Below are 14,401 nucleotides of genomic sequence, written 5' to 3' on the forward strand. Positions count from 1 at the left end.
ACAGTGCCGGGCGACCTACCGCAGGCCGGCCTGCTGCAACGTGGCCGCCGTCGACGAGCCGCTGCCACCGAACTGGCGCACGGCCGCGTAGTACACGTCGGCCGTGCGGTTGCACGCCCAGTTGCCGGCGCAGATGCCGTACATGTCGGACTTGAAGCGGTTGTCGATGCGCAGCCGGTTCGCATCGGTGAAGCGCGACTGCCGCTTGAAGTTGCGGTAGCCGAAGTCGTGGCGGCGGCAGGCGGGCTGGAACTTGAAGCCGAAGGGGCTGTCCGGCGAGTACGAGCAGCCGTCGGACGACCAGTCGAGCTGGTCCGCGTAGGGCTGCTGGGCACGCAGTGTTGTGAACTGGCCGACGGTCTTCGTGAACACGTAGTCGTCGGTGACCGCGACGATGTCCACGGCCTGGGCGGGCGCGCCGGTGAAGATCAGGGCCACGGACGCGGCGACACCCACGAATGCCGAGCGCACGGTCTTCGACATGACGGGCTCCTCTGTGTGTGAGCGGGGTCTCGTTCCGTTGTAGCCGGTGATCCACAGGTGCCGGTAGACACGATCCGGTGAACGTCAGGTGACCGCACCGCGGTTCGTGCCGCCACTGCTGAACCGCCGCTCAGCTCTCGGGGTCCACATCGGACAGACTGCGTGGTGCGCACGACGAGCACCAGGCCGGGTCAGCGACCAGGCTCGTCCTCGTCCCCTCTGCGCAGGAAGTTCTCGATCTCCTGTTCGCTCGGCAGGTCACCGGCCGGGTCGACGATGTTCTCGGCGATCGGCGGCAACGGCTGCTCGGCCCACGCGGGCTGGAAGTCGTCGCTGGGCAACAACCCGTGCCGCGCCGCGAACTCCTCCGCCGCGTCCCGGATGGACTCCCGCAGCGTGCCGACCACCGCGGTCTCCGCCGTGAAGGTCAGCTCGACGAGCAGCGAGCGGACGTTCTCCAACTGGTTGTCGTCACCGGCCTTGCGGGCCAGCTCCGGCCAGAACCGCTGCTCGAACAACCGCACGAAGTCCGCCGCAATGGAGTCCGTGGCCGCGCGGAGCCGGGTGAAGCTGTCCATCACGTCGTCGCTGGGCACCCTCAGCCCCGCGAGCCGCCCACCGGCCTCGAGGGCCCACCTGCGCGCGTGCGGCCAGCCGTACTTCCAGCGGACGAGACCCAGCCGCATTGCCCGGAGGAGGAGACGCGGCTGGACCTCACCCATGGGCACGAGGTGCTTGATGTCGCGCACCTTGATCCGCACCCAGTCGTCCGGCCCCTCGGTTTCACCCATGCCGAGGACTGTGGCGACGCTTTCACCCTTCTCGCGCGCGGCGATGAGCTCGGCGATCGCGGGCAGCGAGAACCCCCGCTGCTGCAACCGCTGCACCAACGTCAGCCGCTCGACGTGCGAGGCGTCGTAGTACGCCACGCGCCCCTGCCGTCTCGGCGCGTGCAGCACACCTTTCGTCTGGTACATCCGAATGGTGCTGCTGGGCAGCGCGACACGGGCGGCGAGCTCGTCGATGGTGAGCGATTCGGGCACGGTTACGAGCTTGGTGGGCCCGCGTTAGTCGAGTCAAGACTCTTCGAGTGAATACTCGAAGGGTTACAGCTCCAGGAGCATCCGGCTGTTGCCCAACGTGTTCGGCTTCACGTAGCTCAGGTCGAGGAACTCGGCGACACCCTCGTCCACCGACCGCATGATCTCCTCGTAGACCTCCGGGCTCACCGGCGTGCCCTCGATCTCCACGAACCCGTGCTTGCTGAAAAACCGCGTCTCGAACGTGAGCACAAAGATCCGCGCGAGCTGCAGCTCCTTCGCGGTGGCGATGAGCTGGGCGACGATCCGGTGCCCGACCCCGCGGCCCAGCGCGACGGGGGACACGGCGACGGAGCGGATCTCGGCCAGGTCCTCCCACATCACGTGCAGGGCGCCGCACCCGAGCAGCTCGCCGTCCTCCTCGGCGACCCAGAACTCCTGGACCGCCTCGTACAGCGTGACCAGGGGTTTGGAGAGCAGGACCTTGCCGGCATACCCGTCGATCAACGCCTTCATGGCGCGCACGTCGCTGGTGCGGGCGCGCCGCACGACTACCCCACTGGTCACAACTGTCAAGTATGGGCCGCCGTGTCACATGGGCCGCTGGCGGTAGCTACGAACATGAAAACCGGATGGGTGGAGAGCCACAGCTTGTTCTGTGCGGTTTACTTGCACAGATCGGCTTGTAGATTCTCGGGAGGTGGGTTGCGGTGCTGCGCAGCTTTCGGCTGGACAACCACCGCTCGTTCCGCGACGAGCACGAGTTGTTGCTCATGCCCGCCTACTCGAAAGACCGCGAAGCCCTGCCGGTGGCGGGGATCTACGGGGCCAACGCCTCCGGCAAGTCGAACCTGCTCGACGGGTTGGCGTTCATGCAGCGCGCCGTTCGGGACTCGTTCTCCTCGTGGACTCCGGACGCAGGTGTCCCACGCCGGCGTTTCGCGCTGAACGGGGACGGTGAGACGTCCACCTTCGTGGTCGAGCTCGTGCTCGACGGAGTTCGGCACACCTACGGCTTCGAGGTCGACGACGACTCCGTTCATGAGGAGTGGCTGTACTCCTACCCGGAAGCGCGCAAGCGCGTGCTGTTCGAGCGGGACGAGAAGGGGCTGAGGTTCGGGAGCACCGTCGACGATCGCGCAAGACTGGAGCTGCTGGGAGGTCTGCTCAGGCCCAACGCGTTGTTCCTCAGCCTGGCGGCGCAGTCGGCGGTGGCCCACGTCCTGCCGGTGCGGGGGTGGTTCACGCATCAGCTCCACTTCCGGCTCGGCGTGAGCGCCTCGGCCGGCGAAGACCCCATGGCCGAGTTCCTCAGCAACCAGCCCTCTGAGCACAGCCGGGCCGTCGAACTGGTTCGAGCCGCCGACTTCGGGATCACGGATCTGGTCGTCGCCAACGTGCGGCGTCCGGACGGCGAGCTCAGGCCAACCCTGATCGTGGCTCACGGAGGCTTCGGGCTGTTCCTGGGCGACGAGTCGGCAGGAACCAGGTCGTGGCTGGGCTTGCTGCCGACAGTGCTGACGACCTTGCGCACCGGCGGCACGCTGGTGATCGACGAGATCGACGCGAGCCTGCACCCCCTGCTCGCCGCCCGGTTGGTCGCCCTCTTCCACGACGGCGAGGTCAACCATGCCGGGGCTCAGCTGATCTTCACCACCCACGACGCGACGCTGCTGCACCCGCCCCTGGGGGAGGAGGTGCTCCGGCGCGACGAGATCTGGTTCGTCGAAAAGGACCGGGAGACCGGCGCCAGCACGCTGTACCCGCTCACCGACTTCAAGCCCAGGGCCGAGGACAACCTCGAACGCCGCTATCTGGCCGGGCGGTACGGAGCGGTGCCGGAACTGTTCCAGGACCGGTTCGCCGAGGCGGTTCGAGGTGACCGTGGCGAGGCGTGAGAACACGCAGCACCGCAGAGGACGCGACCGCGCGCTGCGGCCAGGGCACCTGTTGGTCGTGTGCGGAGGTCAGCGCACCGAACCCAACTACTTCAAGGGCATGGCGAGGACGCGCGGCGTTCGGCTGAAGGTCAGGACCAAGGTCGAGTCACCGGAGAACCTCGTCCGGTACGCCAAGAGCATCTTCACCGCCGATGAGTACGACGGTGTGTGGTGCGTGGTCGACGTCGACGAGTTCGACGTGGAAGCCGCACGCCGGGCGGCGGAACGGGCTGACGTCGAGCTCGCGGTCTCCGAGCCGTGCTTCGAGCTGTGGCTCCTGCTCCACTTCCGCGACCACCGTGCGCACATCGACGACGGGTCAGCGGCGTGCCGGCTGGTGCAAAAACACGTGCCGGGTTACGACAAGAAGCTCGACTACGCGGCGTTCGACCACGGGGTTGAGATGGCGGTCACACGGGCGAGGGAACTGGGGCCGGGCAACCCCTCGACCGGTGTGTGGCGCCTCGTCGAGGTGCTCCTGCAGCACTGAGTTCAAGCGTCGGCACCCGGGGCGGTTACGCTGAGCGCCGTGTCTTCTCCCACCACTCCGCGACGCGTGTCGCTGCTGACCCTGGGCTGCGCCCGCAACGAGGTCGACTCCGAAGAGCTCGCCGGACGGCTCGGCGAGGGCGGCTGGGAGCTGGTGGACGAGGGCGCGGACGTCGTCGTCGTCAACACGTGCGGCTTCGTCGAGCAGGCCAAGAAGGACTCGGTCGACACGTTGCTCGCCGCGTCCGACACCGGCGCCAAGGTCGTCGCGGTCGGGTGCATGGCCGAGCGGTACGGCAAGGAGCTCGCGGACAGCCTCCCCGAGGCGGCCGCGGTCCTGGGGTTCGACCAGTACAACGACCTGGCCGAGCGGCTGCAGGACGTGCTGCACGGCAAGCCGGTCGAGTCGCACGTGCCGGTGGACCGGCGCACGCTGCTGCCGATCACGCCGGTCAAGCGCCAGGAGGCCAAGGACGCGGTGCAGGTGCCCGGCCACGGCTGGGGGCCGACGAAGGTCCAGCGCAAGCGGCTCGACGACGCGCCCGTGGCGCCGTTGAAGATCGCGTCCGGGTGTGACCGGCGGTGCAGCTTCTGCGCCATCCCGAGCTTCCGCGGCGCGTTCGTGTCGCGGCACCCCGACGAGGTCGTGTCCGAGGCCATGTGGCTCGCCGAGAACGGCGTCAAGGAGCTCTTCCTCGTCAGCGAGAACTCCACGAGCTACGGCAAGGACCTGCCGCGGGAGCAGGGTGCGCTCGAACAGCTCCTGCCGCGTCTCGCGGGCATCCCGGGCGTCGAGCGGGTGCGGGTGAGCTACCTGCAGCCGGCCGAGACCAAGCCGAGCCTGGTGGCCGCCATCGCGAAGACCGACAAGGTCGCGAACTACTTCGACATGTCGTTCCAGCACTCCAGCGAGAACGTGCTGCGGCGCATGCGCCGGTTCGGCGACACCGACAGCTTCCTCAAGCTCGTGTGGCAGATCCGCGAGCACGCGCCCGAGGCGGGCATCCGCAGCAACTTCATCGTCGGCTTCCCCGGTGAGACCGAGGAGGACCTGGCCGAGCTGGAGCGGTTCCTCACCGAGGCGCGCCTGGACGCGGTCGGCATCTTCGGCTACTCCGACGAGGACGGCACCGAGGCCGAGGACCTCGACGGCAAGCTCGACGCCGACACCATCGCCGAGCGGGTCACCCGGATCGGCAACCTCGTCGAGGAGCTCACCAGCCAGCGCGCCGAGGACCGGGTGGGCACCGAGGTCGTCGTGCTCATCGAGCACGAGGAGGACGAGGAGAGCGACTGCGTCGGGCGCGCCGAGCACCAGGCGCCCGAGGTCGACGGCGAGTGCATCGTGCTCGAAGCCGAGGACCTCAAGCGCGGTGACCTCGTCCGCTGCCGGGTCGTCGACTCCGAGGGCGTCGACCTCGTGGTCGAGCCGATCGGGGTAGTGGGCACATGACCGAGGCCCGGAAGGTCCCGCTGCTCAACGTCGCGAACATCCTGACGATGGCGCGGCTGGTCCTCGTTCCGGTCTTCCTGTTCTCCCTGTTCGAAGCTGGCGGTTTCGACACGACCTGGCGGCTGATCGCGTTCGGCGTGTTCGCCGTCGCGAGCTTCACCGACCACATCGACGGCACGCTCGCCCGCAAGCACGGCCTGATCACCGACTTCGGCAAGATCGCCGACCCGATCGCGGACAAGGCGCTCACCGGGTCCGCGCTGGTCGGGCTGAGCATCCTCGACGTGCTGCCGTGGTGGATCACGATCACCATCGCCGTGCGCGAGGTCGGCATCACGCTGCTGCGGTTCTGGGTGATCCGCTACGGCGTCATCCCGGCCAGCCGCGGCGGCAAGGCCAAGACGCTCGCGCAGGTCATCGCGATCGGGTTGTTCGTGCTGCCGGGGAACGACGTGCTGGAGCTGGTCGCGTGGGCGATCATGGCGCTGGCGCTGGCGCTCACCGTGGTGACGGGAATCGATTACGTCATCAGGGCGTTCAAGATGAAAGCAAGGGCAGATCGGGCCGTCGCATGACGAACGTGGTCGATCTGCTCAAGGCGAGGAACCAGACCGTCGCCACGGCCGAGTCGCTCACCGCGGGTCTGCTGTGCGCGACGATCGTCGACACACCGGGGGCGAGTGCCGTGGTCCGCGGTGGGTTGATCGTCTACGCCACCGAGCTCAAGCACGAGCTCGCAGGCGTGGACCAGCAGCTGCTCGACGAGCACGGTGCCGTGCACCCCGAGGTGGCCCTCCAGCTGGCCGACGGTGCCCGGACCAGGTGCGGGGCGGACTGGGGGATCGGGCTCACCGGGGTCGCCGGACCGGACCCGCAGGACGGCGTCGCTCCAGGCACGGTCCACATCGGCTTGAGCGGGCCTGGAGTGTCCACGGTGCGGACCATCACCGTGAGTGGCGACCGAAAAGCGGTCCGTCTCACAGCGGTGGAAAAAGCCCTGGTCCTGCTCTCGGACGAGCTGCTGGGCACCGCGGACGGGAACAAATGACGACCAACCGTTCGTTCGCCCTGGGCGGACGTGTTCGGAAGTCACTGCCCGTTGTCGGTGTCGATCGGTAACGTAGGGACACGGCCGGCCGGAAGGAGGCGCGCGATGACCGTGCTGCTGCGCGAGGCGATCGGTGATCGGCTTCGCCATGCCCGCACCAACCAACGCCGCACGCTGCGCGAGGTCTCTCGGACCGCCCGCGTGAGCCTGGGGTACCTGTCCGAGGTGGAGCGCGGCCGCAAAGAGGCGTCCAGCGAGCTCCTCGCGGCCATCTGCGAGGCACTGGAACTGCCGCTGTCCGAGCTCCTGCACCACGTCGCCTCCGACATCGGCGCCGTCCAGCAGACGCCGGACACGGTGCCGGACACCGTTCAGAGCGGTCGTGCGGACCACGGGCGCGGCAAGCTGGAGGGCGGCCGCGTGCTGCCCACAACGCTCTCGGACGACCTGTCCGACCTGCGGTTGCAGCCGATGCTCAGCCACCGGCTCACCAGTAAGATCGGCGAGCCGCCCAAGGCAGTGGCCGCCGCATAACTACCCATGTCGTTCTCGGCCCCGTTCGCCCCCTGGTGAGCGGGGCCGCTGGCGTTCTGGTGAGCTGAGAGGGCGCTGAGAGCCGCTGTGGCCGCCGCCACGTGACTCGCTGCAACAACATCGTGCGCTCGTGCGTTCAACTGACAACGACCCCCGTCGGCTGAACGGGAGACAACGGCTTGGCCACAGCGGGTGGGGTCACCGCGTCCCAGGACGCGGGTGCGGGCAGGATTGCACGTCGTCAGGCGTGTTCTCCTCAGTCCCGGGGTGGGGTCAGGGTGTTCCCGGATATCTCCCCGTGTCGGTGGATACGCCGACGCACAATTGAGACGATGGATCCAACACCGGCACCGAGAAGGCAGGCGTAGGAGATGGCCAGTCCGTTCGTGAAGTTCTGGAAGTACCTGATGGCATCGTTCTCGTCCAAGATCGACGAGCACGCTGACCCGAAGGTGCAGATCCAGCAGGCCATCGAGGAGGCGCAGCGTCAGCACCAGGCGCTCTCTCAGCAGGCCGCGGCCGTCATCGGCAACCAGCGGCAGTTGGAGATGAAGCTCAACCGCCAGCTCGGCGACGTGGAGAAGCTGCAGGCCTCCGCGCGCCAGGCGCTCGTGCTCGCCGACGAGGCGCGCGCGAAGGGCGACGAGCAGAAGGCGCAGCAGTTCGAGAACGCGGCGCAGGGCTTCGCCACCCAGCTCGTGACCGCGGAGCAGGGCATCGAGGACCTCAAGACGCTGCACGACCAGTCGCTGCAGGCCGCCGCACAGGCCAAGCAGGCCGTCGAGCGCAACTCGATGATGTTGCAGCAGAAGCTCGCCGAGCGCACGAAGCTGCTCAGCCAGCTGGAGCAGGCGAAGATGCAGGAGCAGGTCTCCGCGTCGCTGAACCAGATGAGCGAGCTCGCCGCGCCCGGCAACGTGCCGTCGCTGGAAGAGGTCCGCGACAAGATCGAGAAGCGCTACTCCACCGCGCTCGGGTCCGCCGAGCTCGCCCAGAACTCGGTGCAGGGCCGGATGCTCGAGGTGCAGGCCTCGACCACCCAGCTCGCCGGTTCGTCGCGGCTGGAGCAGATCCGCGCGTCCATGCACGGTGGCCAGGCGAACACGCCGCAGCAGGTCACCCAGGGCAACAGCGCGGCGGCGCAGATCCAGGCCGAGATCGCGCAGCGCGTGCAGCACGAGCAGAAGACCACGCAGCAGCAGGTCCCGCCGGCTCAGAACTGAGCGGGGCAGGAGGAGTCAGCAGGTGATCATGGAGCCCTGGAGAAACCGTCCCAACAACGAGATCGTCCGCAAGGTCGTCGGCGAGTTGGGTGCGTCGCTCCAGGGCCACCCGCTGGCCGAGCAGGCGCGCTACCGCCTCCAGAGGTGGAACGACCCGGTCGCGAAGCTCGAACGCAGGCGCAAGCGCACCAACGCCGTGCTCACGTTCTGGGCGATCCTGATCATGATGCTCGGCACGCTGGCCGTCTTCGGCTTCACCGGCGTGCTGGGCACCTGGGCCGCCGTCGCCGGCACGGTCGGCGCGGCCGTGCCCGCGGTCCTCGCCGTGCGCAGCGGCTTCAAGCTGCGCGAGATCGGCGCGGCCCGGCAGCGGCTCGCACTCAGCCCGCCGCCACCGCCCCGGCCGCCGCTGCCCGCGCACATCTCCGCGGCACGGGTGCCGATGGAGAAGCTGCACAGCGCCGAGGACACGATGACCGAGCTGCTGAAGCAGCTCGACTCGCCGGCGCTCACCTCGTTGCCGACGGAGTCGATCCAGCACGCCCGGCAGACCGCCCAGGAGGCGTCGGCCGCCATCCGTTCGGTGTCCGCGCAGCTCCAAGCCGTCGAACGGGCCCGCGACACCGCGCCGCACCTGGAGCGCGGCTCGCTCGTCGAGGGTGTGCGGGTGCTGCGGATCCAGCTGGCCGACGGCGTGGACCGCTACTGTGCGCTGGTGGCTGCGGCGGGCCAGGCGCTCGCGGCGAGCACCGCGTTCCAGGACCCGCGCATGGTGCTGGACGACGCCACCGACCACATGGCCGGTCTCGCGTCCGCAATGCGGGACGTGACAGGCTATTCAGCGTATTAATCGTCACCCTGGGTAATCACGTGCGTCTATCGGCGTGGATTGCTGGAGATATTTACGGCAATCGTGTGATTATCAGACCGTTATCTAGCCGTGGCCACTACCAGGCGTGGCAGGATTCCGGGGCCGGGCAGCGGGAAGTCCGGGTGGGTTGCCGGGAGGCAGTGCGTTGGCGTTGTGGACCGTGCACGGGGACGGTCGGGTCACCGACGGTGAGGCCGTCGCACCGCAGGAGCGGGCGAGCTGGCCGCTCACCATCGGGTTCGGCGTGCAGCACCTGGTCGCCATGTTCGGCGCGACGGTGCTGGTTCCCACCGCGACCGGCCTGCCGGTCGCCACGACGCTGCTGTTCTCCGGCCTCGGCACGCTGCTGTTCCTGCTGATCACCAAGAACCGGGTCCCCAGCTACCTCGGCTCGTCCTTCGCGTTCGTCGCGCCGCTGGTGGCCGCCCGTGAACAGGGCATCGCCGCGCAGCTCGGCGGGGTGGTCGCCGCCGGTCTGCTCGTGATCGTCGTCGGCATCGCCGTGAAGGCGCTCGGCGTGCGGCTGCTGGAGTCGGTCATGCCGCCGGTCGTCACCGGTGCCGTCGTGGTCATCATCGGCCTGAACCTCTCGCACCAGGCCACCTCGCACTTCGCGGAGCAGCCGGCGCTGGCCGCGATCACGACCGGCGTGGTCCTGCTGGCCGGTGTCCTCGGCCGCGGGCTGCTGGTCCGGTTCTCGGTGCTGGTCGGGTTCGTCGGCGTCTGGGCCGGCGGGGTGCTGGCCGGTGCCGTGCCGCCGGCGCGGTTCACGGCGTTGCGCGAGGCGTCCTGGGTGGGGCTGCCGCAGCTGCACCAGCCGGAGCTGCGCCCGTCCGTCGTGCTGCTGATGCTGCCGGTGGTGATCGTCCTGGTCGCGGAGGTCGTCGGCCACGTCAAGGCGGTGGCCGCGCTGACCGGCCGCAACCTCGACGGCAGCGCGGGCGACGCGATCATCGCCAACGGCCTGTCCACGGCGCTCTCGGGCCTGGGCGGGGGCGTGGGCACGACGACGTACTCCGAGAACATCGGCGTCATGGCCGTGACCCGGATCTACACCACGGCGGCGTTCGCGGTCGCCGGGGTGCTCTCCGTGCTGCTCGCGTTCTCCCCGAAGGCCATCGCGCTGTTCGGCACCATCCCGCCCGGTGTGCTGGGCGGGTGCACGCTGGTGCTCTACGGCCTGATCGTGCTCATCGGCGTGCGGATCTGGATGGACCGCGGCGTCGACCTCACCAACCCGGTCAACGCCATGGTCGGCGGGGCGGCGCTGGTCGCCGGCGTCGGCGACCTGACCATCGAGATCGGCTCGCTGAAGATGGGCGGCCTGGTGTGGGGGTCGCTGTTGGTCGTGATCCTGCACCCGGTGATGCGCTGGCTACGCGCCGCCCGGCACCCCGCGTAGCGCCTCGTTGATCCGGCTCACCAGGCCGGGACCCTCGTAGATGAAACCGGTGTAGAGCTGCACCAGGCTCGCGCCCGCGTCGATCATGCGCAGGGCGTCGTCGGGCGTCGCGATGCCGCCGACGCCGATCACCGGCAGGTCGCTGTTCTTCGTGATGAACCGGACGACGTCGTTCGCCCGCTGGGTGAGCGGCCTGCCGCTCAGACCGCCCGTCTCGTCCCTGTGGGGGCTCCTGAGGCCCTCGCGGCCGAGGGTGGTGTTCGTGGCGATGAGGCCCTTGATGCCGTGGTCCACGCACACCTGGATGACCTCGGCGATGGCGTCGTCGGTGAGGTCGGGCGCGATCTTGACGAGCATCGGCTTCTCGGTGGCCCGCGTCATCGCCGCGACGAGCTCGGTGAGCGCGCCCTTGTCCTGCAGGCTGCGCAGGCCAGGGGTGTTGGGCGAGCTGACGTTGATCGCGTAGTAGTCGCCGTGGTCCTGAAGGGCGCTCAGCGAGTTCAGGTAGTCCTCGACGGCGTGCTCGACCGGGGTGACCTTCGACTTGCCCAGGCTGATGCCCAGCGGCGCCCTGAGGGTGGTCTTGTCGAGCTTCTGCGCGAGCGCGCGCGCTCCGGCGTTGTTGAAGCCCATCCGGTTGATGATCGCCTCGTCCTCGCGCAGGCGGAACAGCCGCGGCTTGGGGTTGCCCGGCTGCGGGTGCCACGTGACCGTGCCGACCTCGACGAACCCGAAGCCCAGCGCGGCCCACGCCGGCAGCGCCCTGCCGTCCTTGTCGAGACCGGCGGCGAGCCCGACCGGGTTGGGGAACCGGACGCCGAACACGGTGCGCGGGTTGTTCTGGCCCCGCGCGAACCTGGCCAGCGGGCTGAGCCGGGCCATGGCGGCGAGCGTGGTCTCGTGGACCCGCTCCGCGTCGCCACCGTGCATCGAGAACAACGCCTTGCGAACCACCTGCTTGTAGACCACGCGCCCACCCTATAACGCCAGTTCAGAACGGGCGCACCGGCTCTCGTCCGCCAGCGCCGGTCAGGACGGCCTGGGCACCTTCACCGTCGCCTGCTCGTCGAGCGGCACGGCCGGCCTGGCCAGGAACCGCACCGGCAGCGACCGCAGCCCCCGGCTGCCCAGCGACACCCGCCAGCCCAGCGGTCGTGCGGTGTCCAGGGCGAGCCCCGTGCAGCGGCCCAGCAGCGCGCGGAACGCCACGTCGCCCTCCAGCCGAGCCATCGGCGCGCCGAGGCAGAAGTGCATGCCGTGCCCGAACGCCAGGTGCTGCCGATCCGCCCGCTCGATGTTGAGCTGGTCGGCCCGCGGGTAGCGCGTGGTGTCGCGGTCGGCGGAGGCCAGCGACAGCAGCACCACGTCACCGGCGGGGATTCGCACGCCGCCGATCGTCAGGTCCCCGCTCGCGAACCGCAGCAGGTGCGAGGCAGGGCCGTCGAACCGCAGGAACTCCTCGATCGCGCCCGGCAGCAGCGACGACGAGCGTTGCAGCAGCTCCAGCTGTTCCGGGTGGCGCAGCAACGCCAGCGCGCCGTTGCCGACGAGGTCGACCGCGGTCGTGTACCCCGCTACGAGCAGCAGGAACGCCAGCGAGGCGAGCTCGCGGTCGGACAGCGCGGCCTCGCCGCTCGCACGGGCCAGCCCGCCGATCAGGTCGTCGTCGCCGGAGGTCCGCTTGTGCGCCACCAGGTCGAGCAGGTAGCCCGAGGCCTCCTCGCGGGCCGAGGCGGCGTCACCGTCGGCGAGCCCGGTGACCACGTCCGCCCAGTACCGGAAGTTCTCCTGGTCCACCGCGGGCACGCCGAGCAGCTCCACCAGCAGCGTGATCGGCAGCGGCGCCGCGAAGTCCGCGACCAGGTCGCAGCGCCCGGCGTCGAGGAACCCCTCGACCAGCGTCGTCGCGAGCTGCTCGGCACGCGGGCGCAGCGCGGCGATGCGGCGCGGGGTCAGCTCGCTCGACACCGCGCGGCGCAGGCGGGTGTGGTCGGGGGCGTCGCTGTTCATCATGTGGTCCGACAGGTCGCCGAACCACCACGACGCGAAGTGCGGGTGCCCGCGCAAGGGCTCGGCGAGCGCGGAGCCGTGCGAGGACAGCAGCGGGTGGTCCAGTGCGGCCCGCACGTCGGGGTAGCGGGTCACGAGCCACATCGGCGCGCCGAAGTTCTCGACCCGGTGCACGGGACCCGCTTCGCGCAGGCTCGTCAGCACCGGGTACGGGTCGTCGGTGAAGCCCGGGCGCAGCGCATCCAGATTTACCGCCATGTCGAAGGACACGGCCGGACGAGCCCTTCGGTTCAACCGGACTGGCATTTTGGGCAGAAGTAGACGAACCTGCCGTCGAGCTCGCCCGACCGGACCCTGGTGCGGCACCGCAGGCACGGTCTGCCGGTGCGTTCGAAGACGTAGTGCTGCACGCGCAGGTCGCCCGTCGTGGACTGCTCCGGCCGCCACTGGTTGGCCTGCAACAGCTTCCGCGACAGCGCGACCGCTCGGGCCGAGTCCACCGCGGACACCGGCGCCGTCGGGAGGACGCGCAGCAGGAAGCAGACCTCCGCGCGGTAGAGGTTGCCGACACCGGCCATCACGCGCTGGTCCAGCAACGCGATGCCGATGGCCCGGTCGGGGTCCGCGGTCAACCGCCGCACCGCCTCGGCGGCGTCGAAGCCGGGGGAGAGCAGATCGGGCCCGAGGTGGGAGATGAGCTCGTCCTCGCGTGCCGTCGGCAGGAGCTCCATGTCGTGCAACGCGAACCCGATGGCCTGCCGGTCGTCGACCTCCAGCACCGCCCGCGCCTGGTGCCCCGGCCGCTTCCAGCGCTCGCCCGGCCGGTACAGGTGCCACGCGCCGTCCATGCGGAAGTGGCTGCGCAGGCTGTTGCCGTCGGAGAACCGGGTGAACATGTGCTTGCCGTACGTGCGCACACCGAGCACGTCGAGCCCGGCCAGGTCCACCGCGGCCAGCCTCGGGTGCCGCAGCTCGCCGCGCACCAGCGTCTTCCCGGCGAGCGCATCGTTCATCCGATGGCCGGCCAGGAAGACGGTGTCGCCTTCAGGCATCCACCGCCTCTTGGATCTCGTCGTCGTCGAAGTCGTGGTGCACCGCGCGGCGGCGGCTGCGGGAGATGCGCTGGATCCGGGCCAGCAGCAGGTTGAACGCCAGCGCCACCTCACGTGCGCCCGGAGTACCCCACTCGTGGATCGGCATGCACGCGCCCTGCGCCTGCTGCACCGCGAGCCGGTCCGGCAGCGCCACCGGCATCACCAGCGGGCCGAAGATGTCGCGCAGCTCGTCGATGCGGAACTGGTGCTCGTGCGAGCGCGGCCGCACCCGGTTCACCACCACGCCCAGCGGCTGCAGGTCGGTGTTGTTCTTCTCACGTTCGTTCTGCACCGCCTCGAACGCGCGCTGCACGCCCGCCACGGCGAACATGGTGGGCTCGGTCACCAGCAGTGCGCGATCGGCCGCGACCAGCGCGGAACGGGTCAGCTGGCCCAGTGAGGGCGGGCAGTCGAGCAGCACGAGCTGGTAGGGGAACTCGTCGTACATGTCGCGCAACGTGCGCAGCGCGGTCTTGAGCCGGTGCAGGCGCGACTCGTTGGGGTCGGGGTGGTTGAGCAGCTCGGCGTCCTCCGACCCGGACAGGACGTCGATGCCGTCACCCCACCTGCTGGGGCGGATCGCCTGTTCCAGGTTCTCCTCCGACGGGTCCTTCAGGACGTCGTAGATGCTGGCCTTCGGATCCTCGGGCTCCAGCGTCGACGTGGCGTTGCACTGCGGATCGAGGTCGATCACCAGAGTGCGGACACCACGGCGGAGGGCGGCAGAGGCCAGGCCGAGCACCACCGTCGTCTTGCCGACGCCTCCCTTGAGGCTGAGCACGGACACCGTATGCACAGACCTACTCTAGGGTCT

General features: G+C 69.6%; 16 protein-coding genes. 9 read left to right on the plus strand and 7 right to left on the minus strand.

Features of this window, described 5'->3' with window-relative positions:
* Positions 1-15: 15 nt before the first annotated feature.
* From ACZ7CD_RS11090 to ACZ7CD_RS11100, 3 genes are all read right to left on the minus strand, one after another.
* Positions 16-483 (minus strand): phospholipase, encoded by a 468-nt coding sequence (locus ACZ7CD_RS11090; protein WP_470378824.1) that lies wholly within the window; start codon positions 481-483, stop codon positions 16-18.
* 191 nt (positions 484-674) lie between these two features.
* Positions 675-1,526: a MerR family transcriptional regulator gene (locus tag ACZ7CD_RS11095; protein ID WP_360390617.1), complete on the minus strand. Its 852-nt coding sequence runs from the start codon at positions 1,524-1,526 to the stop codon at positions 675-677.
* A 63-nt stretch (positions 1,527-1,589) separates the two neighbouring features.
* Positions 1,590-2,090, minus strand: a complete 501-nt coding sequence (locus ACZ7CD_RS11100; protein WP_470375479.1) for an amino-acid N-acetyltransferase — start codon at positions 2,088-2,090, stop codon at positions 1,590-1,592.
* A 143-nt stretch (positions 2,091-2,233) separates the two neighbouring features.
* On the opposite strand from ACZ7CD_RS11100, the gene ACZ7CD_RS11105 reads away from it, so the two are divergent.
* The 9 genes from ACZ7CD_RS11105 to ACZ7CD_RS11145 all read left to right on the plus strand — a co-directional run bounded on the left by ACZ7CD_RS11105 (position 2,234) and on the right by ACZ7CD_RS11145 (position 10,483).
* Positions 2,234-3,421: an AAA family ATPase gene (locus tag ACZ7CD_RS11105; RefSeq protein WP_470378825.1), complete on the plus strand. Its 1,188-nt coding sequence runs from the start codon at positions 2,234-2,236 to the stop codon at positions 3,419-3,421.
* On the plus strand, positions 3,408-3,953 hold the full coding sequence (locus ACZ7CD_RS11110; protein WP_470378826.1) for an RloB family protein: 546 nt from the start codon (positions 3,408-3,410) through the stop codon (positions 3,951-3,953). Before ACZ7CD_RS11105 ends, ACZ7CD_RS11110 begins: the two co-directional genes overlap by 14 nt.
* A 39-nt stretch (positions 3,954-3,992) precedes the next feature.
* Complete coding sequence (rimO, locus tag ACZ7CD_RS11115; protein WP_360390608.1) at positions 3,993-5,405, plus strand: 30S ribosomal protein S12 methylthiotransferase RimO; 1,413 nt, start codon at positions 3,993-3,995, stop codon at positions 5,403-5,405.
* Entirely contained in the window at positions 5,402-5,980 is a 579-nt protein-coding gene (gene pgsA, locus ACZ7CD_RS11120) for a CDP-diacylglycerol--glycerol-3-phosphate 3-phosphatidyltransferase (protein WP_470378827.1), read from the plus strand. The genes rimO and pgsA overlap by 4 nt, the downstream gene beginning before the upstream one ends.
* The gene (locus ACZ7CD_RS11125) at positions 5,977-6,453 is read left to right on the plus strand and encodes a CinA family protein (RefSeq protein ID WP_360390602.1); all 477 of its coding nucleotides are present in this window, start codon (positions 5,977-5,979) and stop codon (positions 6,451-6,453) included. Before pgsA ends, ACZ7CD_RS11125 begins: the two co-directional genes overlap by 4 nt.
* A gap of 105 nt (positions 6,454-6,558) precedes the next feature.
* On the plus strand, positions 6,559-6,987 hold the full coding sequence (locus tag ACZ7CD_RS11130) for a helix-turn-helix domain-containing protein (RefSeq protein ID WP_470370714.1): 429 nt from the start codon (positions 6,559-6,561) through the stop codon (positions 6,985-6,987).
* A 371-nt stretch (positions 6,988-7,358) separates the two neighbouring features.
* Positions 7,359-8,210, plus strand: coding sequence for a PspA/IM30 family protein (locus ACZ7CD_RS11135; RefSeq protein WP_360390597.1), 852 nt, complete (start codon positions 7,359-7,361; stop codon positions 8,208-8,210).
* Positions 8,211-8,238: 28 nt separating this feature from the next.
* Positions 8,239-9,060, plus strand: coding sequence for a phage shock envelope stress response protein PspM (gene pspM, locus ACZ7CD_RS11140; RefSeq protein WP_470378828.1), 822 nt, complete (start codon positions 8,239-8,241; stop codon positions 9,058-9,060).
* 181 nt (positions 9,061-9,241) lie between these two features.
* Entirely contained in the window at positions 9,242-10,483 is a 1,242-nt protein-coding gene (locus tag ACZ7CD_RS11145; protein WP_458430710.1) for a uracil-xanthine permease family protein, read from the plus strand.
* Here ACZ7CD_RS11145 and ACZ7CD_RS11150 read toward each other — a convergent pair.
* Genes ACZ7CD_RS11150 through ACZ7CD_RS11165 form a run of 4 tightly spaced genes read right to left on the minus strand, consistent with a single transcriptional unit; the run spans position 10,457 to position 14,383 of the window.
* A complete protein-coding gene (locus tag ACZ7CD_RS11150; protein ID WP_360390590.1) occupies positions 10,457-11,452 on the minus strand; it encodes a quinone-dependent dihydroorotate dehydrogenase in 996 nt (331 codons plus the stop codon). The genes ACZ7CD_RS11145 and ACZ7CD_RS11150 overlap by 27 nt on opposite strands.
* 60 nt (positions 11,453-11,512) lie before the next feature.
* Positions 11,513-12,751, minus strand: a complete 1,239-nt coding sequence (locus ACZ7CD_RS11155; protein WP_470375482.1) for a cytochrome P450 family protein — start codon at positions 12,749-12,751, stop codon at positions 11,513-11,515.
* A gap of 32 nt (positions 12,752-12,783) precedes the next feature.
* A complete protein-coding gene (locus ACZ7CD_RS11160; protein ID WP_470378829.1) occupies positions 12,784-13,545 on the minus strand; it encodes a DNA-formamidopyrimidine glycosylase family protein in 762 nt (253 codons plus the stop codon).
* Positions 13,538-14,383: a ParA family protein gene (locus tag ACZ7CD_RS11165; protein ID WP_360390583.1), complete on the minus strand. Its 846-nt coding sequence runs from the start codon at positions 14,381-14,383 to the stop codon at positions 13,538-13,540. The genes ACZ7CD_RS11160 and ACZ7CD_RS11165 overlap by 8 nt, the downstream gene beginning before the upstream one ends.
* Positions 14,384-14,401: the final 18 nt, after the last annotated feature.

This window comes from Lentzea sp. NPDC036949, assembly GCF_055608075.1.

Excerpts from the sequence above, each read along its gene's own strand:
- ACZ7CD_RS11160 (WP_470378829.1), bottom strand. The coding sequence starts at position 13,545 with ATGCCTGAAGGCGACACCGTCTTCCTGGCCGGCCATCGGATGAACGAT.
- pspM (WP_470378828.1), top strand. The coding sequence starts at position 8,239 with ATGGAGCCCTGGAGAAACCGTCCCAACAACGAGATCGTCCGCAAGGTC.
- ACZ7CD_RS11125 (WP_360390602.1), top strand. The coding sequence starts at position 5,977 with ATGACGAACGTGGTCGATCTGCTCAAGGCGAGGAACCAGACCGTCGCC.
- ACZ7CD_RS11090 (WP_470378824.1), bottom strand. The coding sequence starts at position 483 with ATGTCGAAGACCGTGCGCTCGGCATTCGTGGGTGTCGCCGCGTCCGTG.
- pgsA (WP_470378827.1), top strand. The coding sequence starts at position 5,402 with ATGACCGAGGCCCGGAAGGTCCCGCTGCTCAACGTCGCGAACATCCTG.
- ACZ7CD_RS11135 (WP_360390597.1), top strand. The coding sequence starts at position 7,359 with ATGGCCAGTCCGTTCGTGAAGTTCTGGAAGTACCTGATGGCATCGTTC.
- ACZ7CD_RS11130 (WP_470370714.1), top strand. The coding sequence starts at position 6,559 with ATGACCGTGCTGCTGCGCGAGGCGATCGGTGATCGGCTTCGCCATGCC.
- ACZ7CD_RS11155 (WP_470375482.1), bottom strand. The coding sequence starts at position 12,751 with ATGGCGGTAAATCTGGATGCGCTGCGCCCGGGCTTCACCGACGACCCG.